Origin of the sequence: Pseudomonas sp. TH04, from assembly GCF_016651355.1 — a bacterium.
Classification (GTDB): Bacteria; Pseudomonadota; Gammaproteobacteria; order Pseudomonadales; family Pseudomonadaceae; genus Aquipseudomonas; species Aquipseudomonas fluorescens.
The window spans coordinates 3,783,440-3,808,825 of record NZ_JAEKEA010000001.1; the positions used below are offsets into that span (position 1 = coordinate 3,783,440).

General features: G+C 60.5%; 27 protein-coding genes. 16 read left to right on the forward strand and 11 right to left on the reverse strand.

The genetic code is table 11. From position 1 onward, the window contains the following. Positions 1–6 precede the first annotated feature (6 nt). Positions 7–261 (reverse strand): TIGR02647 family protein, encoded by a 255-nt coding sequence (locus tag JFT85_RS16870; RefSeq protein ID WP_053258624.1) that lies wholly within the window; start codon positions 259–261, stop codon positions 7–9. A gap of 152 nt (positions 262–413) precedes the next feature. Next, a complete protein-coding gene (locus tag JFT85_RS16875; RefSeq protein ID WP_201230163.1) occupies positions 414–698 on the reverse strand; it encodes a hypothetical protein in 285 nt (94 codons plus the stop codon). 126 nt (positions 699–824) lie between these two features. Between JFT85_RS16875 and JFT85_RS16880 the strand changes: the two genes are divergently transcribed. Next, on the forward strand, positions 825–1,484 hold the full coding sequence (locus JFT85_RS16880) for a glutathione S-transferase family protein (RefSeq protein ID WP_201230165.1): 660 nt from the start codon (positions 825–827) through the stop codon (positions 1,482–1,484). Between the two features lie 98 nt (positions 1,485–1,582). On the opposite strand, the gene argH is transcribed toward JFT85_RS16880, so the two are convergent. Beyond that, positions 1,583–2,977 carry an argininosuccinate lyase gene (gene argH, locus JFT85_RS16885; protein WP_073636689.1) on the reverse strand — a complete coding sequence of 465 codons (1,395 nt, stop codon included), beginning with the start codon at positions 2,975–2,977 and terminating at the stop codon, positions 1,583–1,585. 503 nt (positions 2,978–3,480) lie between these two features. On the opposite strand from argH, the gene JFT85_RS16890 reads away from it, so the two are divergent. From JFT85_RS16890 to JFT85_RS16920, 7 genes are all read left to right on the forward strand, one after another. After that, positions 3,481–4,227, forward strand: coding sequence for a LytR/AlgR family response regulator transcription factor (locus tag JFT85_RS16890; protein ID WP_053258620.1), 747 nt, complete (start codon positions 3,481–3,483; stop codon positions 4,225–4,227). 138 nt (positions 4,228–4,365) lie between these two features. After that, complete coding sequence (hemC, locus tag JFT85_RS16895) at positions 4,366–5,307, forward strand: hydroxymethylbilane synthase (protein WP_078827503.1); 942 nt, start codon at positions 4,366–4,368, stop codon at positions 5,305–5,307. Further along, entirely contained in the window at positions 5,304–6,053 is a 750-nt protein-coding gene (locus JFT85_RS16900; protein ID WP_053258618.1) for a uroporphyrinogen-III synthase, read from the forward strand. Before hemC ends, JFT85_RS16900 begins: the two co-directional genes overlap by 4 nt. Before the next feature lie 41 nt (positions 6,054–6,094). Continuing rightward, the gene (locus JFT85_RS16905; RefSeq protein WP_069551141.1) at positions 6,095–7,207 is read left to right on the forward strand and encodes a uroporphyrinogen-III C-methyltransferase; all 1,113 of its coding nucleotides are present in this window, start codon (positions 6,095–6,097) and stop codon (positions 7,205–7,207) included. Positions 7,208–7,212: 5 nt separating this feature from the next. Further along, entirely contained in the window at positions 7,213–8,454 is a 1,242-nt protein-coding gene (locus tag JFT85_RS16910) for a heme biosynthesis protein HemY (protein WP_053258616.1), read from the forward strand. 236 nt (positions 8,455–8,690) lie between these two features. After that, positions 8,691–9,212 (forward strand): disulfide bond formation protein B, encoded by a 522-nt coding sequence (locus JFT85_RS16915; protein ID WP_078827501.1) that lies wholly within the window; start codon positions 8,691–8,693, stop codon positions 9,210–9,212. A gap of 211 nt (positions 9,213–9,423) precedes the next feature. Next, positions 9,424–9,882 (forward strand): Rsd/AlgQ family anti-sigma factor, encoded by a 459-nt coding sequence (locus JFT85_RS16920; RefSeq protein ID WP_053258614.1) that lies wholly within the window; start codon positions 9,424–9,426, stop codon positions 9,880–9,882. A 52-nt stretch (positions 9,883–9,934) separates the two neighbouring features. On the opposite strand, the gene JFT85_RS16925 is transcribed toward JFT85_RS16920, so the two are convergent. After that, complete coding sequence (locus JFT85_RS16925; RefSeq protein WP_078827500.1) at positions 9,935–10,612, reverse strand: FKBP-type peptidyl-prolyl cis-trans isomerase; 678 nt, start codon at positions 10,610–10,612, stop codon at positions 9,935–9,937. A gap of 193 nt (positions 10,613–10,805) precedes the next feature. Here JFT85_RS16925 and JFT85_RS16930 point away from each other — a divergent pair, with 193 nt between their 5' ends. Further along, on the forward strand, positions 10,806–11,960 hold the full coding sequence (locus JFT85_RS16930; RefSeq protein WP_069551140.1) for an AlgP family protein: 1,155 nt from the start codon (positions 10,806–10,808) through the stop codon (positions 11,958–11,960). On the opposite strand, the gene JFT85_RS16935 is transcribed toward JFT85_RS16930, so the two are convergent. Beyond that, positions 11,957–12,418, reverse strand: coding sequence for a TIGR02444 family protein (locus tag JFT85_RS16935; protein WP_201230167.1), 462 nt, complete (start codon positions 12,416–12,418; stop codon positions 11,957–11,959). The genes JFT85_RS16930 and JFT85_RS16935 overlap by 4 nt on opposite strands. A 50-nt stretch (positions 12,419–12,468) precedes the next feature. Between JFT85_RS16935 and JFT85_RS16940 the strand changes: the two genes are divergently transcribed. The 3 genes from JFT85_RS16940 (at position 12,469) to JFT85_RS16950 (ending at position 15,672) form a co-directional block, all read left to right on the forward strand. After that, a complete protein-coding gene (locus tag JFT85_RS16940) occupies positions 12,469–14,379 on the forward strand; it encodes an ATP-binding cassette domain-containing protein (protein ID WP_078827497.1) in 1,911 nt (636 codons plus the stop codon). Next, positions 14,379–14,951 carry a mechanosensitive ion channel family protein gene (locus JFT85_RS16945; RefSeq protein ID WP_201230169.1) on the forward strand — a complete coding sequence of 191 codons (573 nt, stop codon included), beginning with the start codon at positions 14,379–14,381 and terminating at the stop codon, positions 14,949–14,951. The genes JFT85_RS16940 and JFT85_RS16945 overlap by 1 nt, the downstream gene beginning before the upstream one ends. A gap of 88 nt (positions 14,952–15,039) precedes the next feature. Beyond that, entirely contained in the window at positions 15,040–15,672 is a 633-nt protein-coding gene (locus JFT85_RS16950; protein WP_053258608.1) for a LysE family transporter, read from the forward strand. Between the two features lie 78 nt (positions 15,673–15,750). Here JFT85_RS16950 and JFT85_RS16955 read toward each other — a convergent pair whose 3' ends face one another. From JFT85_RS16955 to JFT85_RS16970, 4 genes are read right to left on the reverse strand one after another with little or no spacing between them, the layout of a single operon-like run. Beyond that, entirely contained in the window at positions 15,751–16,491 is a 741-nt protein-coding gene (locus JFT85_RS16955) for a penicillin-binding protein activator LpoB (RefSeq protein ID WP_201230171.1), read from the reverse strand. Positions 16,492–16,494: 3 nt separating this feature from the next. Then, the gene (gene lpoB, locus JFT85_RS16960) at positions 16,495–17,082 is read right to left on the reverse strand and encodes a penicillin-binding protein activator LpoB (protein WP_053258606.1); all 588 of its coding nucleotides are present in this window, start codon (positions 17,080–17,082) and stop codon (positions 16,495–16,497) included. Positions 17,083–17,132: 50 nt separating this feature from the next. Next, entirely contained in the window at positions 17,133–17,504 is a 372-nt protein-coding gene (locus JFT85_RS16965; protein ID WP_003214024.1) for a YcfL family protein, read from the reverse strand. A gap of 10 nt (positions 17,505–17,514) precedes the next feature. Further along, positions 17,515–18,909 (reverse strand): COG3014 family protein, encoded by a 1,395-nt coding sequence (locus JFT85_RS16970; RefSeq protein WP_201230179.1) that lies wholly within the window; start codon positions 18,907–18,909, stop codon positions 17,515–17,517. 257 nt (positions 18,910–19,166) lie between these two features. Here JFT85_RS16970 and JFT85_RS16975 point away from each other — a divergent pair, with 257 nt between their 5' ends. After that, the gene (locus JFT85_RS16975; RefSeq protein WP_053258604.1) at positions 19,167–21,062 is read left to right on the forward strand and encodes an FTR1 family protein; all 1,896 of its coding nucleotides are present in this window, start codon (positions 19,167–19,169) and stop codon (positions 21,060–21,062) included. A gap of 2 nt (positions 21,063–21,064) precedes the next feature. After that, positions 21,065–21,520, forward strand: coding sequence for a YaiI/YqxD family protein (locus tag JFT85_RS16980; RefSeq protein ID WP_073636696.1), 456 nt, complete (start codon positions 21,065–21,067; stop codon positions 21,518–21,520). Here the strand turns inward: JFT85_RS16980 and elbB are convergent. Beyond that, complete coding sequence (gene elbB, locus JFT85_RS16985; RefSeq protein WP_053258602.1) at positions 21,517–22,182, reverse strand: isoprenoid biosynthesis glyoxalase ElbB; 666 nt, start codon at positions 22,180–22,182, stop codon at positions 21,517–21,519. The genes JFT85_RS16980 and elbB overlap by 4 nt on opposite strands. Before the next feature lie 116 nt (positions 22,183–22,298). Between elbB and JFT85_RS16990 the strand changes: the two genes are divergently transcribed. After that, positions 22,299–23,534 carry a sterol desaturase family protein gene (locus JFT85_RS16990; protein ID WP_201230181.1) on the forward strand — a complete coding sequence of 412 codons (1,236 nt, stop codon included), beginning with the start codon at positions 22,299–22,301 and terminating at the stop codon, positions 23,532–23,534. Here JFT85_RS16990 and JFT85_RS16995 read toward each other — a convergent pair. After that, positions 23,515–24,150: a DedA family protein gene (locus JFT85_RS16995; protein WP_053258814.1), complete on the reverse strand. Its 636-nt coding sequence runs from the start codon at positions 24,148–24,150 to the stop codon at positions 23,515–23,517. The genes JFT85_RS16990 and JFT85_RS16995 overlap by 20 nt on opposite strands. A 208-nt stretch (positions 24,151–24,358) precedes the next feature. On the opposite strand from JFT85_RS16995, the gene hemB reads away from it, so the two are divergent. Next, positions 24,359–25,372 carry a porphobilinogen synthase gene (hemB, locus tag JFT85_RS17000; RefSeq protein WP_064454667.1) on the forward strand — a complete coding sequence of 338 codons (1,014 nt, stop codon included), beginning with the start codon at positions 24,359–24,361 and terminating at the stop codon, positions 25,370–25,372. The last annotated feature ends 14 nt before the right edge of the window (positions 25,373–25,386 follow it).

Genomic DNA, 25,386 nt, shown 5'->3' on the forward strand with positions numbered 1-25,386 from the left:
GCGGTGTCAGGCGGCTTCTTTGGTCGAGGCAGTGGTCAGAATGGTCAACAGGGTTTGGGCCTGTTCGGCAGCATCCCGGCCAAGGCTGGTCAGGTAGCCCCCGTCCGGCTGGTCGATCAGTTTTTTCTCGAACAGGCGTTTGGCGGCGGCGATGGCAGAGGGGGCGGCGGTCTGGTGGACTTTCAGACCTTCCTGGGAGCTGCCCAGGTTGAAGAGTGCAAGGATTTCCAGTTCGGCAACCAACTCAGGGGTATACGACATAAGGACTCCAGACTTTCTAAGAATTTATTAGAGGCTAGCAGGGCATAAGGTGAACGCACTTTGCCGGGCTGTCCAGTGAGAAAGTCGTGGGTCTTGATATGGCGCACCTTTGTGATGAGCACGCCTGCTGCTTCGCCACGAAGGTGCTCGATTCAGTCGTTTTTCGGTGGCAATTCCGGCAGTGCCCGCAGCGCTGTTTCGTACCATTCGGTATTGAATGCGCGGTCTTCGTCCAGCATCTTGTCGATTTCCACGGCCAATACGTGAGCCATGAGGTTCAGAATCTCTTCGCGTTCGTAACCCACCAGCGTCAGCTTGTTCAGCGTGGCTTTGGCGGCAGGCGGATTGTCGCTTTCGATCTGGTTTTCGATGGCTTTGATCAGCTCGTTTTCGGTGAACTCTTCTTCGTCGCTGTCGATATCGGTCGGCTCGCTCATGGCAGGCTCCTCAAGGAAAGGGCGCCAGTCTACCCCCATTCAGGCAGGTGATGCTGCTGGTCAGGTCGGTCGCGACGCTCTATAACTTCTGCAGCCAACCCCACACCCGGCCTGGAGGCATTCGCAATGCTCAAGCTTTACGGATTTTCGGTCAGCAACTACTACAACATGGTCAAACTGGCGCTGATGGAGAAGGGCCTGCCGTTTGAAGAAGTACCGTTTTACCCGAGCCAGACGCCCGAAGCCCTTGCTGTCAGCCCCCGTGGCAAAGTGCCGATTCTTGGTGTGAAGCAGGGGTTTATCAACGAAACGAGCGTGATCCTCGAATACATCGAGCAGACCCAGGAGGGCCGTTCGTTGCTGCCGGCCGACCCGTATCAACGCGCCCAGGTGCTGGCGTTCTGCAGGGAAATCGAGCTGTACATCGAGCTGCCCGCGCGCGCCTGTTTCGCCGAGGCGTTCTTCGGTATGCCGGTGCCGGATGCGATCAAGGAAAAATCCAAGGCCGAGTTGCTGTTGGGGATCGGTTCTTTAGGTCGACACGCCAAGTTCGCGCCTTACGTGGCGGGGGAGAGCTTCACGATTGCCGATCTGTATTTCATGTACAGCGTGAACCTCGCCTGTGGCGTGGGCGAGAAGCTGTTTGGCGTGGATCTGCTGGCTGAGCTGCCGGCGGCCAAAGCGCTGCTGGAGCGATTGCATGCCTTGCCCAACGCGCAAAAGGTGGCGGCGGACAGGGAAGCGGCGATGCCAGCGTTTATGGCGATGATTGCGGCGAAGAAATAGTGCGGTGACGCCTTCGCGCGCAAGCCTGCCCCCACATGCGACTGCATTCCACAAGTGGAACCTGGTCAGTGGTGGCGGCGGGCTTGCTCGTGAAGCGTTTAGCGGCTGGCCAGCAGTGCCTGGCCGCGCGCTACGGCTGCCTTGACCTGCGCCGGTGCAGTGCCGCCTACGTGGTTACGGGCATTCACCGAGCCTTCCAGGGTCAGCACCGCGAACACGTCCTGCTCGATCTGGTCGCTGAACTGACGCAGTTCTTCCAGGCTCATCTCTGCCAGGTCCTTGCCGGTGTCCACACCGTACTTGACGGCATGGCCGACGATTTCGTGGCAATCACGGAACGGCAGGCCGCGGCGCACCAGGTAATCCGCCAGGTCGGTCGCAGTAGAGAACCCACGCAAGGCCGCCTCACGCATGATCGCGTGCTTGGGCTTGATTGCAGGGATCATGTCGGCAAACGCACGCAGCGAATCGCGCAAGGTGTCGGCAGCGTCGAACAGCGGTTCTTTGTCTTCCTGATTGTCCTTGTTGTAGGCCAGCGGCTGGCCCTTCATCAACGTCAGCAGGCCCATCAGCGCGCCGAACACACGGCCACTCTTGCCACGCACCAGCTCGGGCACGTCGGGGTTTTTCTTTTGCGGCATGATCGAGCTGCCAGTGCAGAAGCGATCCGGCAGGTCGATGAATTGGAATTGCGCGCTGGTCCACAGCACCAGTTCTTCGGAGAAACGCGACAGGTGCATCATCGCGATGCTGGCGGCGGCGCAGAATTCGATAGCGAAGTCGCGGTCCGATACGCCATCCAGGGAGTTGCCGCCCACGGCGTCAAAACCCAGCAGTTGAGCGGTGTACTCGCGGTCGATCGGGTAAGTGGTGCCCGCCAGTGCCGCGCTGCCCAACGGCATGCGATTGGCGCGTTTACGGCAATCCACCAGGCGCTCGTAGTCACGGCTGAGCATTTCGAACCAGGCCAGCAGGTGGTGGCCGAAGGTCACTGGCTGTGCGGTTTGCAGGTGGGTGAAGCCGGGCATGATGGTGTCCGATTCACGCTCGGCCTGCTCCAGCAGACCTTTTTGCAGGCGCGTGATTTCGGCGAGGATCAGGTCGATTTCATCGCGCAGCCACAGGCGAATATCGGTGGCCACCTGGTCGTTACGGCTGCGACCGGTATGCAGTTTTTTGCCGGTCACACCAATACGATCGGTGAGGCGGGCCTCGATGTTCATGTGCACGTCTTCCAGGTCGACGCGCCAGTCGAACGTGCCGGCCTCGATCTCACCGCGAATGGTGGTCAGGCCATCGATGATGCTGTCGCGCTCGGCGTCGGTCAGCACGCCGACCTTGGCCAGCATCGTGGCGTGGGCGATCGAGCCCATGATGTCGTGGCGGTACAGGCGCTGGTCGAAGGTGACGGAGGCGGTGAAGCGGGCGACGAAGGCGTCGACGGGTTCACTGAAGCGGCCGCCCCAGGACTGGTTGGTCTTGTCGGTGCTCATGGATTCGCTCGTGATCTGCTTAAAAGAGGCGTGGAGGTGTGCCGCCGATAATAACAGGGTTGCCCGTGGAGGCGGTGCTGCGGGTGGTCGGCATTTTTATTTGTGCGAAGGATGGCTAAGTGCCTTGCCGCCGAACGCATCCGGGACGAGACTGAAGGCAGGCGTTAATTGAAAGGATATTTGACGATCGAACAATATCGTCTCAGCGAGCGTCTACAGTTGCACTGATAGAGCATGAATGCACCAAAGTTTGGTGATGTGGTCATATCCCAGACTATCCATTAAAAAAGGGGGGTATTCGGATTGTGTATCAGCAAACCCTACGGCAATGCCCATAGGCAGCAGGTTTTGGGCGCAACTGAACAGGTCCGGGTGAATTTGGGTGCCGCTCTCGGGGCACTTTTTACCGCTCGCGCTAGTCTTAGCGTGGATCGCTGTGACGCAAGTCACCGCACCTGTCTACGCTATCCTTGTGCGAGACTCACGCAGGAATCCAGCGCAATATGAATGTCCTGATCGTTGATGACGAACCCCAAGCCCGCGAGCGACTGAGCCGTTTGGTCAATGAGCTCGAGGGTTATACAGTCCTTGAACCGAGCGCCACCAGTGGTGAGGAGGCGTTGACGCTGATCGACAGCCTCAAGCCTGACGTGGTGCTGCTCGATATCCGCATGCCGGGCCTTGATGGCCTGCAAGTCGCCGCCCGCCTGAGTGAGCGAGAATCGCCGCCTGCCGTGGTGTTGTGTGCTGCGCAGGAAGAGTTTTCTGCGGAAACGCTGGAAGCCAGTGGTGTCAGTTTTCTCGCCAAGCCGGCGACTGGCGAAGCGTTGCTCAAGGCCCTGAAAAAGGCCGAGCGCCCCAACCGCGTCCAACTGGCTGCGCTGACCCAGCCAGCTGCCCAGAGCGGCAATGGGCCGCGCAGCCACATCAGCGCGCGGACCCGCAAAGGCATTGAGCTGATACCGCTGGGCCAGGTGGTCTATTTTATTGCCGACCACAAGTACGTGACCCTGCGTCACGAGGCAGGCGAAGTATTGCTCGATGAACCGCTCAAGGCGTTGGAGGATGAGTTTGGCGACCGCTTCGTGCGCATTCACCGCAACGCACTGGTGGCTCGCGAGCGAATTGAGCGTTTGCAGCGCACGCCGCTGGGCCATTTTCAGCTATTCCTGAAAGGGCTCAATGGCGATGCCTTGATCGTCAGCCGCCGTCATGTCGCTGGCGTACGCAAGATGATGCAGCAGCTGTAGCCCGAGGGCTGTGGCGAGGTCTGCAGACCTTATCCCGGTGCGATGTGGCCAGGGAGGCCCCGCACTTGCTGATTCAAATCAAAGCGTGTTTGCCTGAGCTGTTATTATCTGCCGTATCTATTCAGTACGGATTGATCCATGTCCTCTCGCGAAATCCGCATCGCCACCCGTAAAAGCGCCTTGGCCTTGTGGCAGGCCGAATACGTCAAAGCACGCCTTGAGCTGGCCCACCCGGGCCTCAAAGTGACCCTCGTGCCCATGGTCAGTCGCGGCGACAAGCTGCTGGACTCGCCACTGTCGAAGATCGGCGGCAAGGGCTTGTTCGTCAAAGAGCTGGAAACCGCGCTGCTGGAAAACGAAGCCGACATCGCCGTGCACTCGATGAAAGACGTGCCGATGGACTTTCCTGAAGGCCTCGGCCTGTATTGCATCTGCGAGCGTGAAGACCCGCGCGATGCCTTCGTTTCCAACACCTACGCGTCCCTGGATGATTTGCCACTGGGCAGTGTCGTCGGCACCTCCAGCCTGCGTCGTCAGGCGCAGTTGCTGACTCGGCGCCCGGATCTGCAGATCCGTTTCCTGCGTGGCAACGTCAACACGCGTCTGGCCAAGCTGGATGCCGGTGACTATGACGCGATCATTCTCGCAGCGGCCGGTCTGATCCGGCTCGGTTTCGAAGACCGTATCACCTCGGCCATCAGCGTCGAAGACAGCTTGCCCGCAGGCGGGCAGGGCGCAGTGGGCATCGAATGCCGCACGGCCGACAGTGAAATTCACGCCTTGCTCAAACCTTTGGATCACCCTGACACCGAAGTGCGTGTCACCGCCGAGCGCGCGCTGAACAAGCACCTCAACGGTGGCTGCCAGGTGCCAATTGCCTGCTACGCCGTGCTTGAAGGTGAAAACCTTTGGCTGCGTGGCCTGGTAGGCGATCCTGAAGGCGGTACGCTGCTCACTGCCGACGTGCGTGGGCCACAGCGTGATGCGACCGCCTTGGGTATCCAGGTCGCTGAAGAGCTGCTGGGCAAGGGCGCCGGCGCCATTCTGGAAAAAGTCTACGGCGAGGCCGGTCCGCAGTGACTGGCTGGCGTTTGCTGCTGACGCGGCCTGCCGAAGAGTCGGCTGCCCTGGCGGCATCGCTGTCTGACGCCGGCATTTTCAGCAGCAGCCTGCCTTTGCTCGACATCGAAGCCCTGCCGGTAACGCCTGAGCAACAGTCTGTGCTGCGTGACCTGGGCCGTTATTGCGCGGTGATTGTGGTCAGCAAACCGGCTGCACGCCTTGCTGTGCAGCAGTTGAATCAGCCTTGGCCGCAGTTGCCCTGGTTCAGCGTCGGGGCTGCCACTGCGCAGGTACTGGCCGATCACGGGCTCAACGTTCACTATCCGCAAACCGGCGACGACAGCGAAGCCTTGCTTGAATTGCCCGCCTTGCGCGAGGCTATCGCACGGCCCGATGCCCGGGTACTGATCCTGCGTGGCGAGGGTGGGCGCGAGTTGCTGGCTGAGCGTTTGCGTGAGCAAGGTGCTAGTGTCGATTATCTGGAGTTGTATCGCCGCTTGCTCCCGGCTTACGAGGCCGGGGTGTTGACGCAGCGCATCCAGTTGGAACGCTTGAACGGCCTGGTGGTCAGCAGTGGGCAGGGTTTTTTGCACCTGCAAGCCCTGGCCGGCCTCGATTGGCCGAAAGTGGCGCAGCTGCCGTTGTTCGTGCCCAGCCCGCGCGTTTATGAAATGGCGCGGGCCGCTGGCGCAGAAAAAGTTGTGGATTGTCGCGGCGCGAGTGCCGCGGCTTTGTTAGTGGCGTTGCGCAGCGCTGCCTCGTGAGGCATGCGGCGCCCACTCTCTGATACGCAAAGGACGGATACGTGAGCGAAACAGCCTTGCCTAAAGATGAAGCCCAGCCAGCACTTGATGCGCCGGTTGCACCGGCCACCGCGCCACGCCGCGGCAATGGCCTGGCTATTGTGGCCCTGTTGCTCGGTGCCGCAGGTGTTGCCGCCGGCGGTTGGGGGATATGGCAGGTCCGTGCCCTGCAAGCCAGTAGCCAGCAACAGCTGGGCCAGGTGCAGACCCTTGATGACCAATCCCAATCACTCAAGCAGAGTCAGCAGCAGCTGGCTGCGCGCCTGGCACAATTGCCAGCAGCCGATGAGCTGGAAGAGCGCCGCCGCCTGGTCTCGCAGTTGCAGGGTGATCAGCAGCGCTTGAGCCAACGTCTGGAAACCGTGCTGGGTGCCAGCCGCCAGGACTGGCGCCTGGCCGAAGCCGAGCACCTGATCCGTCTGGCCAGCTTGCGCTTGTCTGCCCTGCAGGACATCAACAGTGCCCAGTCGCTGGTCCAGGGCGCTGACGAAATTCTTCGCGAACAGAGCGATCCAGGTGCCTACGCTGCCCGTGAGCAATTGGCCAAAAGCCTGACCGCGCTGCGCAGCACTGAACAGCCAGACCGCACCGGGCTTTACCTGCAACTGGCGGCCCTGCGTGACCAGGTCGTGCAACTGGCGGCTATTGCCCCTGAATATCAACTCACCGAGCCCACTTCCGAGGGGCGCCCGACGACCGACACGGAAGGTCGCCTGCGCCAGTGGTGGGAGCAGATATCGCGTTACTTCCGCATCGACTTCAACCCGGATGACAACATTCGTCCGTTGCTGGCCGGTCAAGGTTTGAACCAGGTGCGCCTGGCACTGAGCCTGGCCCTGGAGCAGGCACAATGGGCCGCGCTCAACGGTGAGACGGCGGTGTACAGCCGCTCCCTGGGTGAAGCACGCAGCGTGCTGCAGGACAACTTCAACCAGGACAACCCGCAGAGCAAAGCGATGCTGGCACGTATTGCCGAACTCGAGCCCAAGGCCGTCTCCGTGGTGACCCCGGACCTGGCCGCCAGCCTGGCTGCCGTGCAGGCTTATCTTGAACGCCGCCATCTGTCTGCCGGTGAAGCCAAGGCGGCGGCGGGCACGCCGGCCAAGCAGGAGTAGAGCCGATGAAGCGTTTCTATGTGATCCTGGTACTGGCGATTGCAATTGCCTTGGCACTGGGTGTGGGTATTTCGAAACACACCGGCTACGTGCTGATTACCTATCCTCATCTGCTGCACTACGAGTCGAGCCTGTGGGCCACGCTGGTGGCAGTGTTTGTCGTCGGCCTGGCGATCTACCTGGTTCGCGTGCTGCTGAGCCTGATCACTACCTCCGGCGGTGTGGTCAACCCGTGGTCGCGACGCAACCGCAGCCGCCGCATACAGATTGCGATTGAGCAGGGCCAGTTGGACCTCGCCGAGGGCCGCTGGGCCAGCGCCGAACGCCACCTGCACCGTGCCGCCGAGGCCGAGCGCCAACCTTTGCTGTATTACCTTGGGGCTGCCCGTGCCGCCAATGAGCAGGGCCGTTATGAAGAGTCCGACGGCCTGCTGGAGCGCGCCATGGAGCGCCAGCCACAGGCAGAACTTGCCGTCGCCTTGAGCCACGCGCAGTTGCAGATGGATCGCGGCGATACTGAGGGGGCGCTGGTTACCTTGCAGGCGATGTACGAGCGCCATCCCCATAACGCACAGGTCTTGCGCCAGTTGCAGCGCTTGCATCAGCAGCGAGGCGATTGGGCATCGGTGATTCGCTTGTTGCCGGAACTGCGCAAAGACAAAGTGCTTCCTGCCTCCGAATTGGCAGAGCTTGAGCGACGCGCATGGGGCGAGAACCTTGGCCTTGCCGTGCAGCGTGAAGAGCAAGGCGAAGCGGGCTTGCAATCATTGGAGCGCGCGTGGGAGCAACTGACTTCAGCCCAGCGCCAGGAGCCGCAACTGGTCTTGGCTTATGCTGAGCAACTGCGTCGGCTGGGTGCTGATGCCAAGGCTGAGGAAGTGCTGCGCGGCGCCATCAAGCGCGGCTATGACAGCCATCTGATCCGGCTTTATGGGTTGCTGCGCGGCAGCGATCCAGGCCGACAGTTGAAGTTTGCTGAAGGTTGGCTCAAGGATCATCCCGGTGACGCCAGCCTGCTGCTGACCCTGGGCCGCCTGTGTCTGCAAAACAGCTTGTGGGGCAAGGCGCGGGACTATTTGGAAAGCAGTCTGCAGGTACAGCGAAACCCCGAAGCCTGTGCTGAGCTGGCACGTTTACTGGCCCAGTTGGGTGACACCGAGCGCAGTAACCAATTGTTCCAGGAAGGCCTGGGCCTGTTGGACAGCCGTTTGCTGGCCTCACCGTTGCCAGTGCCTGCGCGGATTTGAAGTAGGAAAGAGTGAGAGGGTTGGCTCAGAAGTTTCTTAGGGCCAACCCTTTTTTATCGTGTAAAGGCTGGGTCTAAAGCGCGATGTAGCAAATTCCTACCGCTAACAGCTTGAAGTCATCCAGGTTCTGACGGTATATCCCCAGGCTCTCGCAGAATTGTCTGCTCTAGCACGTATTGAAAGGGGTCAGGCCTTTACTCTACCGTAACGACCTATCTTTTGCGGTACGGATAACAATGTCTTTGGCCTCTTCACGCTCCTTGTTTCTCCTGGCGTTCATGGCTGGTGCGATGACGTTGGGTGCGTCGTTCTATCTTGAGTTCGGCGCGCTTTTGCGGCCTTGCTTCCTTTGCCAGGTGCAACGCATCTTTTTGGCCGCCTTTACGCTGATCAATCTGGTTGCCGTGATTCACGGCCCAAGCCGCTTTGCGGCTTATCTTTACGGGTTGGCCAGCATGGGGTGCGCGTTGCTGGGCGCTATCACCGCCGTGCGCCAAGTACTGCTACAAAATGCCGCACTGGAGCAGGCCAGCGATTGCTGGCCCAGTCTGCAATACATGATTGAGAACCTGTCGCTTTGGCAATCACTGCAATTGACGATCAGAGGCACCGTCGATTGTGTGGAACTCAACTGGACGCTGTTCGACCTGAGCCTGCCCGAGTGGAGTTTGCTGTTCTTCGTGGCGATGCTGGTCCTGGGCATCATGCAGTTTTCGCGGCTGCTACTGAGCCGTCGTGTGGACCTTGTGAGGTACTGAAGGGCAGTCGCAGTTTGTACGACGGGATTAAACACTTGTATGAACTTTCTCTCCTGCGTACCTTGAAGCCATAGTCATGCGGGCATAATCTGGCCCGCATGCATTACTGAAACCGTTTGTCAGATGCGGCCTTGTCCGGCTGCCGCTTTTATCCTTGAAGTGTTGCGCGGGCACAGAGCGGCAGCGCCCCCTATAGGGAAGAGAGATCACCATGCTGGAAAGTTGTCAGAATGCTCAGGAACGCTGGGGTGGGGTGCACAAGCTGATCGACAGCTGGTTGAAAGCACGTCACGAACTGGTTCGGGCCTTTGATGCTCTTGGCGCCAAGCCCGAAGCATTGGCTCAGAATTGCGAGTCGCTGCAAGATTTCTGCGGTGTATTGGTGGACTATGTTTCTACCGGTCATTTCGAGATCTACGAGCAACTGACCAGCGAGGCGAAAGCGTTTAACGATAAGCGTGGTCTGGAGCTGGCCGAGACTATTTACCCGCGCATCGACGTCATCACTGAAAAGCTGCTGGCCTTTAACGACCTGTGTGACGCCGGCAAGTGTGTTGCTGAAAAATTTAAAGAGTTGGGTGGTCTGCTCCACGAGCGTTTCGAGCTGGAAGACTGCTTGATCGAAGTGTTGCACAACGCCCATAAGGAAGAGCCTGTCGCGCAGGTTTGATCCTGGGTGATACGTAAAAAACGGTGCGCATGGCGCACCGTTTTTTATTGGGTCAGTGGCGAGTACCGAGCAACTCGATCTCAAATACCAGCGGTGTATACGGCGGTATCAACTCGCCGGCACCGTCGGCGCCATAGGCCTGGGCCGATGGAATCACCAGGCGCCATTTTGCACCTGTCGGCATCTGTTGAAGTGCTTTGCTCCAGCCGCTGATCACACTGTCCAGACGAAACCATTGGGGCTGTGTGCTCTGATCGAAGATTGTCCCGTCGGGCAACTTCCCGATGTATTTCACCTGCACCTCATCACTGGCCAACGGCTTGCTGCCAGTACCAGGCTTCAGCTCGGTGAGCAGAATGCCATCCGACAATTCACGCACGCCGCTTGAAGTTTTTTCCTGGGTTAAAAACTGCTGTTCGGCAGCGAGCGCTTTTTCGCTTTTTGGCGCCTCAGCGTCGGCCGCACTCTGTGCTTCGTGTTGGGCGAGGATCTGTTCGATACGAGCATTGTCCAGCGCCAGTGGTTTGCCTTGGTAGGCTTGCTTGAGGCCGTCAACCAGCGCCTGGATCTGCAGGTCGGGGACTTCCTGGCGCAAGCGCTCGCCGAGGCTTGCGCCCAAGCTGTACGCGAGATCGTGCGGGTCTTGAGCAGTGCTGCTGGACGGCGATTGCTCACCTGCATTGGCCACGCCAATCGCCAAGCCAAGCACTAAAAAAAGGTAACGCGACATGGGGTAGTCTCCCGCCGAAAGTGCGACGGATTATGCCAGCCTGAATGCGTAAAAAGTGCCGTGGTTTTTTGTTATATCGATAAGAATTTTCTCACCGTGCAACGCAAGGCCAACGATACTGTCAACATGCCCTAGCGGCGGTAAGAGCAGAGGGCTAGTATGAGCCGCACCCACGTCAGCCAGGAGGTAAACCATGTCGGCCAAACAGAAGCCTGTAAATACCCCGTTGCACTTACTCCAACAACTTTCGGGCAGCCTGCTCGAACATCTGGAAAGCGCATGTTCCCAAGCCTTGGCTGATGCAGAAAAACTGCTCGCCAAACTGGAAAAACAACGCGGTAAAGCGCAAGAGAAGCTGCACAAGTCCCGCACCAAACTGCAAGACGCCGCGACTGCCGGCAAGGCCAAGGCACAAGCCAAAGCCAAAGACGCTGTTAAAGAACTTGAGGACCTGCTGGATGCCCTCAAGGATCGCCAAGCTGAAACCCGCACTTACATTTCCCAACTCAAGCGCGATGCCCAGGAAAGCCTGAAGCTGGCCCAGGGCGTAGGTCGTGTGAAAGAAGCCGTGGCCAAAGTGCTGGGCGCTCGCACACCAGCAAAAGCTGTTGCGTCGAAAGCTTCGGCTAAGACTGCTGCCAAGCCAGCGGCTAAAACCGCTGCTGCAAAACCAGCCGCCAAGCCAGTTGCTAAAACCGCTGCTGCGAAACCAGCCGCCAAGCCAGCGGCTAAAACCGCTGCTGCGAAACCAGCCGCCAAGCCAGCGGCTAAAACCGCCGCTGCGAAACCAGCCGCCAAGCCAGCGGCTAAAACCGCTGCTGCGAAACCAGCCGCCAAGCCAGTTGCTAAAACGGCTGCTGCAAAACCGGCCGCCAAGCCAGCGGCTAAAACCGCTGCTGCGAAACCAGCCGCCAAGCCAGCTGCTAAAACGGCTGCTGCAAAACCGGCCGCCAAGCCAGTTGCTAAAACTGCCGCTGCAAAACCAGCCGCCAAGCCAGCGGCTAAAACCGCTGCTGCAAAACCGGCCGCCAAGCCAGCAGCTAAAACCGCTGCTGCGAAACCAGCCGCTAAGCCAGCTGCTAAAGCGGCTGCTGCAAAACCGGCCGCCAAGCCGGTTGCTAAAACTGCCGCTGCAAAACCAGCCGCTAAGCCAGCTGCCAAGCCTGCTGCTGCGAAACCAGCCGCTAAGCCAGCCGCAAAACCTGCTGCTGCCAAACCTGCACCGGCCAAGCCAACTGCCCCGGCAGCTTCGCCTGCTACGCCGACGGCGTCCGCCGCGCCAACGGCATCGGCCAGCAGCACGTCTGCACCCGTAGCGCCAAGCACTACCCCAACCAGCGCTTCCTAAGTGCCGGAGGCCACGACGCGCAACTGCTGCAGCGCGTCGTGGTCAAGGTTGGCGGCTCCGGCCGCCAAGCTTTCAAGCCATCCCCGTTGATCCCCTTCTTCAGTCGGCCATGCCTGCGTCAACACTTCCAGGCGCGCCAACAGCTCCCGTTCGGCTTCCAGTTCCAGGGTTTTGACCCGCTCGCGTAACGCCGCCAAAGGCAAATCCAGTTGAGCCATGGCTCGCCATTGCAGGCGCACCTGTCGCAACGGTTCGACCACGTTTTTTTGCCAGGGCAGGGCAACCTGCTGCAGCGCATGAATGCGCTCGGGCGCAAGCGCCACACCTCGCCGCTCCAGCCAGGCAGCGCAGAGCAACAGGCACACATCCGCGCCTTGCTCCTGCAAGCGCAGGCAGGCGGCTTGGACGCCCGGTCGGGCGTAAGTCGAGAGGGCAAAGCTCCACAGGTCAGCGCACATATTCACACCCAAGCCAGCGGGCAACGAAGCTGGTAGACTCCGCCGCCATTATGATCCGACTTCAAAGCCTAACATTACAGCGTGGCCCGCAACGTCTTCTCGAAGACGCCGAGCTGACCCTGCACGCCGGTCACAAAGCCGGCCTGATCGGTGCCAACGGTGCCGGTAAATCCACGTTGTTCGCCCTGTTGCTGGGTGAGCTGACCCCGGATTCCGGGGACTGCTTGCTGCCGGCCGACTGGCGCATCGCCCATATGCGCCAGGAGATCGACACCCTCGACCGCATTGCGATCGACTACGTGCTCGATGGCGACCTGCGCCTGCGCCAGGTGCAACACGACCTGGCCGAGGCCGAGAAAGCCCAGGACGGTGCGGCTCAGGCCCGCCTGCACTCGGAACTCGACAGCGCCGACGGCTACACCGCCGACGCCCGTGCCCGCAAGATGCTGGCCGGTCTCGGCTTTACCAATGAGCAGATGGACCGCCCGGTCGCCGACTTCTCCGGTGGTTGGCGCATGCGCCTGAACCTGGCTCAGGCGCTGATGTGCCCGTCGGACCTGTTACTGCTCGACGAACCGACCAACCACTTGGACCTCGATGCGATCCTGTGGCTGGAAGACTTCCTCAAGAGCTACCCAGGTACTTTGCTGCTGATTTCCCACGACCGGGATTTCCTCGATGCCGTGGTCGACAACATCGCCCACGTCGAACAGAAGAAAATCACCCTCTACCGTGGCGGCTACACCGCGTTCGAACGCGCGCGTGCCGAGCGTTTGGCGCAGCAGCAGCAAGCTTTCGAGAAGCAGCAGGTGCAACGCGCGCACATGGAAAGCTACATCGCCCGGTTCAAGGCCCAGGCCACCAAGGCCCGTCAGGCCCAGAGCCGGATCAAGGCGCTGGAGCGCATGGAAGAGCTGTCGGCGGCCCATGTTGATTCGCCGTTCGACTTCGTATTTCGTGAGTCGGTGAAGATCTCCAGCCCGTTGCTGGACCTGTCGGATGCGCGTCTGGGGTATGGCGACAAAACCATTCTGGAGAAGGTCAAGCTGCAGCTCACGCCGGGCGCACGTATTGGTTTGCTCGGCCCTAACGGCGCCGGCAAGTCGACACTGATCAAGAACCTGTCGGGTGAACTGCAACCGCTGGCCGGCCGTCTGACCCGTGGCGAGAACCTGGTGGTGGGCTACTTTGCCCAGCATCAGCTGGACTCCCTCGATTCCAAGGCCAGCCCGTTGCTGCACCTGCAGCGTCTGGCGCCGACCGAGCGTGAGCAGACCCTGCGCGACTTCCTCGGTGGCTTTGACTTCCGTGGTGCGCGCATCGATGAGCCGGTATTGAATTTCTCCGGTGGCGAAAAAGCGCGTCTGGCCCTGGCATTGATCGCCTGGGACCGACCGAACCTGTTGCTGCTCGACGAACCCACCAACCACCTGGACCTGGAAATGCGCCTGGCGCTGACCATGGCTCTGCAGGAGTTCAGTGGTGCGGTATTGGTGGTGTCTCACGATCGCCACTTGCTCAAGAGCACCACCGACAACTTCCTGCTGGTGGCGGATGGCAAAGTCGAAGAGTTCGACGGCGATCTGGATGACTACGCACGCTGGCTGACGGATTATCGTCTGCGCAACGCGCCGGTCAGCAACACGCCGGTCAACCCGGATAAAACCGACAAAAAAGCCCAGCGCCAGGCCGCCGCCGCACTGCGTCAGCAGTTGGCGCCGCACAAGCGTGAAGCCGACAAGCTGGAAGCCGAGTTGGGCAAGGTGCATGAGCGCCTGGCCAAGATCGAAACCAGCCTGGGCGACAGCGCCGTCTACGAGGCGGCGCGCAAGGACGAGCTGCGCGACCTGCTGGCCGAACAGGCCAAGCTCAAGGTGCGTGAAGGGCAGTTGGAGGAAACCTGGATGGAGGCCCTCGAGCTGCTGGAAAGTCTGCAAGCGGAGCTGGAGGCGCTGTCCTGATGGAAGCGTTGCACCTGCCGTTACCGACGCAATGGGTGGAACCGGCCTGGATTGGCGTGCAAATCCTGCTGATTCTACTGGCCGGTTATCTGGCCCAGCGTTTTGTTGCCAAAGGTCTCACCCGCTTGGGTGAGCGCTACCCGTTCCCGCCGCAATTGCTGATGCCTCTACGTGGCTGCCTGCGCTGGCTGATCATGGGCAGTGCGTTGATTTTCGTGCTGGGCCGCCTGGGCGTGTCCGCCACGGTGTTGTGGACGGCGCTGTCAGGGTTTGTCGCGGTTGCCGCTGTGGCGTTCTTCGCCATGTGGTCGGTATTGTCCAACCTGCTGTGCGCTATCTTGATATTCACCGTCGGGCCGTTCCGCCTCGGTGATATCGTCGAGTTGGTGGACACCGTCGATAAGCCCGGCGTGAAGGGTCGGGTAGTGGCGATCAACCTGCTCTACACCACGCTGATCGAAGTGGAAGATGCCGGTACCGGCAGCGCGATGGTCCAAGTGCCTAACAGCTTGTTCTTCCAGCGCTCTGTGCGGCGTTGGCCGGGCACTCATGTGTTCCCGGGCGACCGCTAGCGCTCAGATCTTTTAAAAATCTATAGCCAGCCTCCGGTCGGCGGAGTTAGCTTAAGGCCTGACCGCAAACTCCCTTCTGAGGTGTGTAATGGCACTCGATACATGGCTGGCCTTTTTCCTGGCCAGTTGGATCATCTCCCTTTCCCCCGGTGCTGGCGCAATCGCGTCGATGTCCAGCGGCTTGCAATACGGTTTCCTGCGCGGGTACTGGAATGCCATTGGCCTGCAACTGGGCCTGGCGATGCAGATTGCCGTGGTAGCGGGCGGGCTGGGTGCCATTCTTGCGGCGTCTTCCACTGCGTTCTATGCGATCAAATGGTTTGGTGTGGCGTACCTGGTGTACCTGGCCATCAAGCAATGGCGTGCCCTGCCCATGGACATGAGTGATGACGCGGCGATACGCCCGATCGGCAAGCCGATGGCGATGATGTTCCGTGGGTTTCTGGTCAACGCGAGCAACCCCAAGGCCCTGGTGTTCATGCTGGCGGTGCTGCCGCAGTTCGTGAACCCGCAGGCGCCTTTGCTGATCCAGTATCTGATCCTCGGCGCGACCATGATCAGCGTCGATATGATTGTGATGGCGGGTTATACGGGGTTGGCGTCGAAAGTCTTGCGTGTGTTGCGCACGCCCAAGCAGCAAAAACGCATGAACCGCACGTTTGCCGGGTTATTCGTGGGGGCTGCGGGGTTCTTGGCCAGCTTGCATCGCGCAACGGCGTAAGGGAAGAAACGCAATTACAACGGTGGGAGCAGCAAACCTGCTCCCACATGGTTTATGGGTTGGCTTTGAAGTGGGGGCTCAGCGCAGAATCTTTGGCGCTTCATCCCTTGGCAGGTTATTGCGCAACGCAGGCTTGCCCGGGTCTTGATGCCCGCCGCCCAACTGTTCCGCCAACTGTCTGGCCACATCCTCACCCAGTGCTTTCGAGACTTCCTTCACCACACGTGGCCGGTTCAGGCTGACGCGTACGTCACGGCTGTTCACCAGCTTGGTGTCCTGGCCTTCACCCATGGCGGTAAATGCCGAGGTGATTTCGAAAGTTCGGGTGTTGATCAGGCTGAAATCGGCCACCAGCGTCAGGCCCAGCACCGCCGAATAGCTGTTGGTGTGGTCCAGGGCATTGATGTCCTGGGTGAAGTCGATGTCTGACAGTGTGCCGAACAGCACGTAGTCAGCCCCCTTGAAGTTACCGGCCTTGATGCGTTTGATCACGTCATAGACGTCGCCCTTGGCGTCGGCGGTGTAGGGCGTTCCCTGTACCAGTTGGAACTGGTGCGACTTGAGGATTTCGCCCTTGATATCACCGCTGAATTTACGCAGTTCGGTCTGTTCGATGTAGCTGGTACGGCTCTCGTACTCGCTGTAGTTCGACGCACCGCTGGCCTGATACGCGCTGGCCTGGAAGTTATTGCTGGCCGACACCGCGTGGATGTACTCCTCGACCCGCGCCTCGTAGGCCAGGTCGGTTACCGCGATCTTCGGGGCGGCCGAGGCGCCAAAGGCGCACAGCAGGCCGATCATGCCGATCCATGCACGCATTGTTCAGCGCTCCGTGGTTTTGCGGATTTCTTTTTCGTCCATCCATTCGGCCAGGCCGCTCTCGACGTCGATCAACTGCAGGCTGAACTTGTAGAACACGTCCTTGTAGTCCGAGCTGCGCTTGACGATGGAGCTGATGGAGCCTTCCAGGCGGTACTTGGCGGCCACCATATTGCCGGTCTTGCTCACTGTGGATTTTTTATACAGGCCGCTCTGGTTCTGCAGCTTGAGCTGGTCGACCTGGCTTTGCATTTCAGTGTTGTCGCTGGCGAAGCGCGCGGTGCCGGTCTTCATCAACTGGGTCTTGATCGACGTGGTGATCTCGCGGGTATCGATGTACTCGCTGGTCTTGTTCTTCACGTCATACACCTGCACCACCGGACGGCCTTGCAGAATGCCGGACTGCGCCAGAGAGCGGGTCATGCTTTCGGCGATCATCTGCAGGTCGGTGGAGCCGAACTCGTTGGTCACCAATTCCACGGCCTTGGTGTCGCCGTAGCTGATGTTCTTGCCGCCGAGTACCGGCGAGGTGTTGGAGCAACCGCTGGCCAGCAGGGCGACCACGGCGAGGAGCGAGAAGCGTACGAACATGGGGAAATCTCTCTGAAACAGGCTGTTAAGTTGAAGAGCAGGGGCGCGACTTAAGGCGTCTTCACTTCAAGACGGAAGTCCGCGGCCTGGGGCAAATTGGCAATGGCGGGCAGGAAGGTCGCCTGGTTGGCGTACAGGTTCAGCACTTTCCAGGTTTCTTCATCGCCCACGGGGAAGCCGTCGGCGCCCAGCCAGGCAAAGCGGTAATACATCATCTGGTTGCTGCTGGTGATGTTGCTCAGTTGCACCTTGGCCGTGAGGAAGCCGTTTTCACGGGCAACGCGAATGGCACCGACGGCGATGCCTTTGAATTTACCCATCACGACGATTTTGCTGGCGGCGCTGCCGGGCTCTGGTGGCGGTGGCGTGGCGCAGCCGGCGAGCAGGATCAGCGCGAGGGCGCCGAGGATGAAATGACGCATAACGTGCTCCTTAAGGTTGTTTGAGGGCGATGGCCTGGGTGGAGGTGCCTGGCACCACATGCGCGGCAAGGCCGCCGGCGAACACCTGGTTGCCGACTACGCGCAGAGTGATCACCTGATAGCGCTGGTCGGCCTTGACCGTCACCAGCGTCCCACCCAAGGCGTTGGGCAGGCTGACGTGGTGTTCGCCATGCTTGAGGCGCAGGCGCGTCACTTGGGTCATGTCCGGCAGGGTGCGCCAGGTGCGAGTGTCGGCGCCTTCGGTCACCGCCGAGGCGATGCCCAGCACCAGGCCTGCCATGGGGTTGGTCTTGTTCAGATTGTTTTGCGTCACGCCGCGGCTGACTGCACGCACGGTGGTGCGCAGGATGATCCCCGGCATGTCGTCACGCAGGGCGCGGCGGGACATGGCGGTGGTGCTATTGAGTGCGGTGAGGTTCTGCTGCTTGCCGTCGACGCCGATCTGGCCGAAGGTCGCGGTCGAGGTGTCTGCCTTGATGACCGGGAAGGACAACGGGGTGATGACCAAGTGGCCGTCGATCGGGATCGGCAGCGGTAGGCGGATCGAGTCACGCGCCGGGGCCAGGCCGCTCTGCACCACGATCAGCACATCGGTCTCGTCGGCGCCGACCCTGGATTTGTCCAGGTCCATCAACGCTTGCTCCAGCAACGGCGTGTTGGGGCGCAACTCGGCGGCTTTGCGATAACCCGGTGCGGCCAGGTCTTTCTCTCCCAGGGCCTCGTAGACAAAGCCTGCCAGGTAGTGGCTGAACGCACTCTGGTAGCTGTTCTTCAGGCCGACCACCTCCGGTGCGTCCAGTGCCTCTACCGGGTAGCCGCGCAGGTCTTTGATCTGGGTGGTTACGCCCTGGCGCTCGGCCTCGTTTTCGCGCTTGAGGTATTCCTTGTCGCGCAGGTCGGCGATAACGGCTTCGCGCTCGTGGGTCTTCTTGATTTCGGTGCGGGCGCCGTCGAAGTCATTCACGGCCAGCAGGTTCAGGGCCATCTGGGTGGTCAGCATGACCTTTTCGTAGTCGTAGCCTTCGTAGCGGCGCACCTTGTCGTTGACCAGGAAGCTGCCGAACTGGGCAAGGTACTTTTCGCTGTCGAACTTGACCGACTCTTCCCACTTGTAGACCTGCAGGTCGGCGCTGCGCCAGGCGGTCTGGCTGCCGGTGAGGTCACCCTTGGCGCGCAACAGCTCACCCTTTTCGAAGAAGTAGAGCAGGTCCTTGTCTTCGCCGGCATTGTTCTTTTCCAGCAGGGTCAGGGCGCCGTCGACGTTACCGGTGGCCAACTGCTGGTTAGTGGCTTGCAGCTCAGTGTCGTAGCTGCGAAACATCGAACAACCCGAGAGCAAGGTAACCGCCGCCAGCGTGAGCGGGGTCAAGGCGCGAAATGCCATGCAAACTTCTTCCTTGAAAGTGATAAGCAGATGTGCAAATTCCTCATAAAAACGAGGAAATAAATACCCTTTAGAAATAACAGGGCGCGGCATTATAGGCGCCATTACTGGCAAAACAATGGCTTTTTGTTATGGCTTTAAGCGCTGAATGCCATCAATCCGCGGGTGGTTTCCTAGCGCCAGATCACGAACGCCTTGAGTCAGAGCCTTTAAAGTTAAACAATGTGTTACTTCGTATTTACCTTTGAGATTCATTCATGATTGCCCCCATCCGTTTTCTCGCCTGGCTGGTGTTGCCGGCCTTGATGTCGTGCAGCTTCAATCTGCTGGCCGCGAATGCCGAGGGCGCCCCACAAGCCTTGCATTTGCTGGACTACATTGGCGCTGATTACCCACCGACGGTGGAGGCGGGCAAGGTTATCGATGAATCCGAATATCGCGAACAACTAGAGTTCCTCGGCGTGTTGCAAGGCCTGGTGGCTGAACTGCCGCAAAGGCCCGAGCGCGCGGAGTTGGTCAAAGGCGTCGACGAATTGCTAGCGGCCGTGACCGCCCACCAGGACGGCGCAGCTGTCGCTCGCCTGGCCCGTCAATTGGGCGCCAAGTTGGCGGTGGCGTATGAAGTCAGCCAAGCCCCGGTCATCACTCCCGACCCCGCGCGTGGCGCACCGCTTTACGCCCAGCATTGCTCGGTATGCCACGGCACTGCCGGTGCGGGTGATGGCCCAGCCAGTACGGGAATGACGCCGCCACCGGCCAACCTGCGAGATGCGGTGCGCCTGGACCGCCTGAGCCTCTATGCGATCTACAATACCCTCGGCCTGGGTGTTGAAGGCACTGACATGCCGTCCTTTGCCGATCAACTGGATGACCGTCAGCGCTGGGACCTGGCCACTTACATCGCGGGCTTCACGGCAGACCCGGCTGCGGCAAAAAGTGAACAACCCTTCAACCTCGCCGACCTGGCCCGCCAAACGCCTAATGAAGTGCTGGCTGCCAACGGTCCAGGCGCCGCCGCGACTTTCCGGGCCCAGCGCGCACAACCGCCACAGGTCAAGCGTGGCCCGGCACAGTTGCTCGATTACACCGCCACCACCCTGGACAAGAGCCTCGCCGCATTCCGTAACGGTGACCACGAGCAGGCTTATGACCTGTCGGTCGCCGCTTACCTTGAGGGCTTCGAGCTGGTGGAAAGCTCCCTCGATAACGTTGACGCCAACGTGCGCAAGGACACCGAGAAAGCGCTGATGGCCTACCGGCAGTCGTTGCAGGACGGCCTGCCGCTTGAGCAAGTGCAGCAGCGTCTGGACGTCGCCAAAGGCAAGCTCACCGAATCAGCTGGCTTGTTGGGCAGCGATGGCTTGAGCTGGTCGCTGAGCTATATCTCCGGGCTGTTGATTCTGTTGCGTGAAGGCCTGGAAGCCATCCTGGTGCTGGCGGCGATCCTGGCGTTCCTGCGTAACACTGGCCAGCAATCGGCGGTGCGCAGTGTGAACGTCGGCTGGGGCCTGGCGCTGTTGGCCGGTCTGGCAACGTGGGCGTTGGCGGCGTATGTGATTGACGTCAGCGGTGCCCAGCGCGAATTGCTGGAAGGCTGCACGGCGCTGTTCGCCAGTGTGATGGTGCTGTGGCTTGGCGTGTGGATGCATGACCGGCGCCATGCGGCAGCCTGGCAGGATTACATCAAGAGCAGCCTGGTCGGCGGCGGAGGGCGCTTTGGTTTTGCGCTGCTGGCGTTTTTCTCGGTATACCGTGAGCTATTCGAAGTGATCCTGTTCTACGAAACCCTGTGGCTGCAAGCCGGCCCGGCCGGGCACAACGCCGTACTGGCGGGTGGTGCTACGGCGCTGGTGCTGCTGGTGGGTCTGGCGTGGGTGATCCTGCGGGGTTCGGCGAAGCTGCCGTTGGCGCTGTTCTTCGGCATCAACGCGGCGTTGCTGTGTGCACTGTCGGTGGTGTTCGCCGGGCACGGCGTGAAGGCGTTGCAGGAAGCCGGCGTCTTCGGTACGCGGCCGGTGGCGTTTTTTGACTTCGACTGGCTGGGCATCCATGCCGATGCGTACTCGTTGAGTGCGCAGGCGTTGGCGGTGCTGGCGATTGTGGTGCTGTACGGCCGCAGCCGGCTGGCCGAAAAACGCCGTGTGGTCGCCTGATCGTGCGCGTCTGGATTGATGCAGACGCCTGCCCGCGGGCGGCCAAGGACCAAGTGGTGAAGTTCGCCCTCAAGCGCCAGTTCGAAGTGGTGCTGGTGGCAGGGCAGAGCCAGATCAAGCCGAGCTTTGCCTGTGTGAAGCTGATCGTTGTACCCAGCGGCCCGGATGCAGCGGATGACTACCTGGTGGAGCACGCGGTGCCCGGCGAGCTGGTGATCTGCAGCGATGTACCGTTGGCCGATCGCCTGGTGAAGAAGGGCGTCACCGCCCTCGACCCGCGGGGCAAGGAGTTCAGCCCGGCGAACATGAGTGAGCGGCTGGCGGTGCGCAACCTGTTCACGGATCTGCGCGAACAAGGCCAAATGGGCGGCGGCCCGCCGCCCCACGGTGATAAGGAAAAGCAGGCGTTCGCCAACTCGCTGGATCGCATCCTCACGCGGTTGATGCGAGCGGGTTAGTCGTTCTCGTGGGTCAGTTCCAGCACGCGATCCACGAGTTTGTTGATGCCTGAGGCGACCTCGCTGATGCTTTTGCCGAGCATGTAGGCAGGGGTGCTCACCAGCTTGCGAGCCTTGTCCTCGACGATATCCTCCACCGCGCAGTCGCGGTGGGTGGCGCCCATTTTATCCAGGGCGGCAGCGGTGGCGGCGTCGTTGCCGATGGTGCAGGTAACGCCGGGGCCATAGATCTTCGCGGCCAGGGCCGGCGAGATACAGATCAGACCCACCGGTTTGCCCGCTTCGGCAAAGGCTTCGGCCAGCGCCAGAACCTGCGGGTTGATGCTGCAACCGGCGCCTTCCACGGCAAAGGTCGAGAGGTTCTTCGCCGCGCCAAAACCGCCGGGAACGATCAGTGCGTCGAAGTCTTCGGCATTGGCCTCACGGATGTCCTTCACTTCACCCCGGGCGATACGCGCCGACTCCACCAGCACATTGCGCGACTCAGGCATCTCTTCGCCGGTGAGGTGGTTGATCACGTGATGTTGCGCGATATCGGGTGCAAAACATTGGACCTGAGCGCCACGCTGGTCCAGGCGCAGCAAAGTGATGACGCTTTCGTGGATTTCTGCACCGTCGTACACGCCACAGCCCGAAAGGATCACTGCAATCTTTTTGCTCATGAGTATTTCTCCCTATTTCGTGGCGTTAAATGTCTACTAATTTGTCACCTGTTGCCAATGGGATCTGGCGTTGCTACACCTAATCTTGATGTAACAAAAATAGACCGGACTAGCCCATGGACTTCGTGCCTTACGCGGTACCGTTTTTCATTGCCTTGATCGTGGTTGAGCTGTTGGCCGATCACTGGCGCGGCGAGCGCAACTATCGAGTGGCAGATGCCATCAACAGCCTCAGCACGGGTGTGCTGTCCACGACTACGGGGCTGTTGACCAAAGGCGTGGGGTTGCTGACCTACGCGTTTGCGCTCAAGCACTTGGCCCTGATCGAACTGTCGGCCCAGAGTGTCTGGACCTGGGTGTTCGCCTTTGTGTTTTATGACTTCTGCTACTACTGGCTGCATCGCTGCGGGCATGAGCGCAACATCCTGTGGGCCGCGCACTCGGTGCATCATCAAAGCGAGGACTACAACCTCACCACCGCCCTGCGCCAGACCAGTACCGGCTTTCTGCTGAGCTGGATCTTCTACCTGCCCCTGGCCGTGCTGGGCGTGCCGCTGGTGGTGTTTATCAGCGTGGCCTCGCTCAATCTTCTGTATCAATTCTGGGTGCACACCCGCCACGTGCCCAAGCTCGGCTGGGTCGAGTGGTTCTTCGTTACACCGTCCAATCATCGGGCCCACCATGCACAGAACGCTCTCTACATGGATCGCAACTACGGCGGGGTGTTCATTATTTGGGACCGGCTGTTCGGCAGCTTCCAGGAAGAAGACGACAACGAGCCGGTGATTTTTGGCGTGACCACGCCTTTGGCCAGCTGGAACCCGCTATGGGCCAACCTGCAGTTTTATGCGCAGCTGTGGAATGACGCACGACGTACCGAAAGCGGGTGGGACAAGCTGCGCATCTGGTTCATGCGCACCGGCTGGCGCCCGGCGGACGTGAAGGCCAAGTACCCGATGGCCAAACCCGATTTGAGCCAGTTCCGCAAATTCGACGTGCCGCTGGATGCGCGTCAGCAGGTCTATATCTCGCTGCAATTTGCCGCGTATGTGGGCTTTGGCAGCTATTTGATGAATTTCGCCGAGGGGCTGCCCACGGCGGCGCTGATCCTGGGATGGAGTGCGATGGCGGTGGGGCTGTTTACGTTGGGCGTCGCCCTGGAGAATCGCCCGTGGGCGCTGAAAGCTGAGCTGGTACGCCTGGGGCTGAATGTGCCACTGGTGTGGCTGGCGCCGCTGGTCGGGTTATGGCCGGCCAGCAGTTTGGGCTGGCTGGGTCTGTTGAGTTACAGCTTGCTCAGCGTGATCGGCCTCTACTGTTGCAGAAGCCGGCTTACTCGGCTGGTGTCTTAGGCGTGTCGACGGGAGCCGGCTCGGCGGCGAGCCGGGCCCTTGCGTCCTCGCAGGCCTGGCGGGCAATACGGGCGTTCTTGAAGCGGCGGCGCAACCACAGGCCGAAGCCCAATAGCACCAACGCGCCCAGCACCCACAGCTCGTATTTCTTGACGCTGCCGAGCATGCCTTCCAGCACCGCGCCGAAGTGGTAAGCCGCAGCGCCCAGGGCTGCCGCCCAGACTGCAGCGCCAATCCCGTTAAGAATCAGGTAGCGCGCCGGCGGGTAGCCTGACAAACCAATCGCCACGGGCATCACAGTGCGCAGGCCGTAGACAAACCGGAAGCTCAGCACCCAGATATCCGGATGCTTACGGATATGTTCCAGGGCCTTGTCGCCCATCAATTGCCAGCGCGGCTTGCGCGCCAACAGTTTGCGGCCGTGCTTGCGCCCCAGGAAGTACCACAGCTGGTCGCCGGCGTAGCTGCCAAAGAAGGCAACGACCACCACCAGGTTGATATCCATGTAGCCACGGAACGCCAGGAAGCCTGCGAGAACCAAGATGGTCTCGCCTTCGAAGAACGTGCCTAGGAAGAGGGCAAAGTAGCCGAAGTCATGCAGAAATTGTTGAAGCATGGTCTGGGGTGCTGGCGAAATGAACGCGCAGCCTACGCCTTCGTGAACATTCATGAAAGTATCGAGATGTGTCACGAAGTGAACAATTCCTACATAAACGACGAATGCGACTGCAGGTCGCATCGATAAGCACAACTGTCATTCCTTCGTCATAATGGCCGCTTATAACTGCAACGCTCGCCCGTAAACGCGGGCTCAGGAGTCTGTCGTGAGCTTTACCCCTGCCAATCGCCTGTTCCCCGCCACTCGCCTGCGTCGCAATCGTCGTGATGATTTTTCTCGCCGCCTGGTGCGTGAAAACGTGCTGACGACGAACGATCTGATCCTGCCGGTGTTTGTGCTGGACGGTGAAAATCGCCGGGAAGCGGTGGCGTCGATGCCGGGTGTGGAGCGCTTGACCATTGATTTGCTGCTCGAAGAAGCGGCCAATTGGGTTGAGCTGGGGATTCCGGCGCTGGCGCTGTTTCCCGTGACACCCTCCGAACTCAAGTCGCTCGACGCTGCCGAAGCCTGGAACCCGCAAGGGATCGCCCAGCGCGCCACCCGTGCCCTGCGCGAGCGTTTCCCGCAGCTGGGTGTGATCACCGACGTGGCGCTGGACCCGTTCACCACCCACGGCCAGGATGGCATTCTCGACGAAGACGGCTATGTGCAGAACGACATCACCGTCGATGCACTGGTCAAGCAGGCGTTGTCCCACGCGGCAGCGGGTGCCCAGGTCGTGGCGCCGTCGGACATGATGGACGGCCGCATCCAGGCGATTCGCGAAGCCCTGGAGCTGGCGGGCCACGTCAATGTGCGGATCATGGCCTATTCGGCCAAGTACGCCAGCGCCTATTACGGCCCGTTCCGCGATGCGGTCGGTTCGGCGCTGAACCTGGGCAAGGCCAACAAGGCTTCCTATCAGATGGACCCGGCCAACAGCCATGAAGCCCTGCACGAAGTGGCGGCCGACCTGGCCGAAGGCGCCGACATGGTGATGGTCAAACCCGGGATGCCGTACCTGGACATCCTTTACCGGGTCAAAGAGGAATTCAAGGTGCCGACCTTTGTCTATCAGGTCAGCGGTGAATACGCCATGCACATGGCCGCGATCCAGAATGGTTGGTTGAGTGAAGGGGTGATCCTCGAATCCCTGACAGCCTTTAAACGTGCAGGCGCTGATGGCATTCTGACCTACTTCGCCGCCCGCGCTGCCCAATTGCTTAGAGAGCAACAATAGCCCTCACAGGAACA

Bases quoted from the DNA above. Each gene is read 5' to 3' on its own strand.
- JFT85_RS16945 (WP_201230169.1), top strand. From the start codon at position 14,379: ATGGAAGCGTTGCACCTGCCGTTACCGACGCAATGGGTGGAACCGGCC.
- JFT85_RS16935 (WP_201230167.1), bottom strand. From the start codon at position 12,418: ATGTGCGCTGACCTGTGGAGCTTTGCCCTCTCGACTTACGCCCGACCG.
- JFT85_RS16870 (WP_053258624.1), bottom strand. From the start codon at position 261: ATGTCGTATACCCCTGAGTTGGTTGCCGAACTGGAAATCCTTGCACTC.
- elbB (WP_053258602.1), bottom strand. From the start codon at position 22,182: ATGAGCAAAAAGATTGCAGTGATCCTTTCGGGCTGTGGCGTGTACGAC.
- JFT85_RS16970 (WP_201230179.1), bottom strand. From the start codon at position 18,909: ATGGCATTTCGCGCCTTGACCCCGCTCACGCTGGCGGCGGTTACCTTG.
- JFT85_RS16995 (WP_053258814.1), bottom strand. From the start codon at position 24,150: ATGCTTCAACAATTTCTGCATGACTTCGGCTACTTTGCCCTCTTCCTA.
- JFT85_RS16875 (WP_201230163.1), bottom strand. From the start codon at position 698: ATGAGCGAGCCGACCGATATCGACAGCGACGAAGAAGAGTTCACCGAA.
- JFT85_RS16925 (WP_078827500.1), bottom strand. From the start codon at position 10,612: ATGTCGCGTTACCTTTTTTTAGTGCTTGGCTTGGCGATTGGCGTGGCC.
- JFT85_RS16890 (WP_053258620.1), top strand. From the start codon at position 3,481: ATGAATGTCCTGATCGTTGATGACGAACCCCAAGCCCGCGAGCGACTG.
- JFT85_RS16880 (WP_201230165.1), top strand. From the start codon at position 825: ATGCTCAAGCTTTACGGATTTTCGGTCAGCAACTACTACAACATGGTC.
- lpoB (WP_053258606.1), bottom strand. From the start codon at position 17,082: ATGTTCGTACGCTTCTCGCTCCTCGCCGTGGTCGCCCTGCTGGCCAGC.
- JFT85_RS16955 (WP_201230171.1), bottom strand. From the start codon at position 16,491: ATGCGTGCATGGATCGGCATGATCGGCCTGCTGTGCGCCTTTGGCGCC.
- JFT85_RS16915 (WP_078827501.1), top strand. From the start codon at position 8,691: ATGTCTTTGGCCTCTTCACGCTCCTTGTTTCTCCTGGCGTTCATGGCT.
- JFT85_RS16990 (WP_201230181.1), top strand. From the start codon at position 22,299: ATGGACTTCGTGCCTTACGCGGTACCGTTTTTCATTGCCTTGATCGTG.
- JFT85_RS16930 (WP_069551140.1), top strand. From the start codon at position 10,806: ATGTCGGCCAAACAGAAGCCTGTAAATACCCCGTTGCACTTACTCCAA.
- JFT85_RS16920 (WP_053258614.1), top strand. From the start codon at position 9,424: ATGCTGGAAAGTTGTCAGAATGCTCAGGAACGCTGGGGTGGGGTGCAC.
- JFT85_RS16975 (WP_053258604.1), top strand. From the start codon at position 19,167: ATGATTGCCCCCATCCGTTTTCTCGCCTGGCTGGTGTTGCCGGCCTTG.
- JFT85_RS16950 (WP_053258608.1), top strand. From the start codon at position 15,040: ATGGCACTCGATACATGGCTGGCCTTTTTCCTGGCCAGTTGGATCATC.
- hemC (WP_078827503.1), top strand. From the start codon at position 4,366: ATGTCCTCTCGCGAAATCCGCATCGCCACCCGTAAAAGCGCCTTGGCC.
- JFT85_RS16965 (WP_003214024.1), bottom strand. From the start codon at position 17,504: ATGCGTCATTTCATCCTCGGCGCCCTCGCGCTGATCCTGCTCGCCGGC.
- argH (WP_073636689.1), bottom strand. From the start codon at position 2,977: ATGAGCACCGACAAGACCAACCAGTCCTGGGGCGGCCGCTTCAGTGAA.
- JFT85_RS16940 (WP_078827497.1), top strand. From the start codon at position 12,469: ATGATCCGACTTCAAAGCCTAACATTACAGCGTGGCCCGCAACGTCTT.
- JFT85_RS16910 (WP_053258616.1), top strand. From the start codon at position 7,213: ATGAAGCGTTTCTATGTGATCCTGGTACTGGCGATTGCAATTGCCTTG.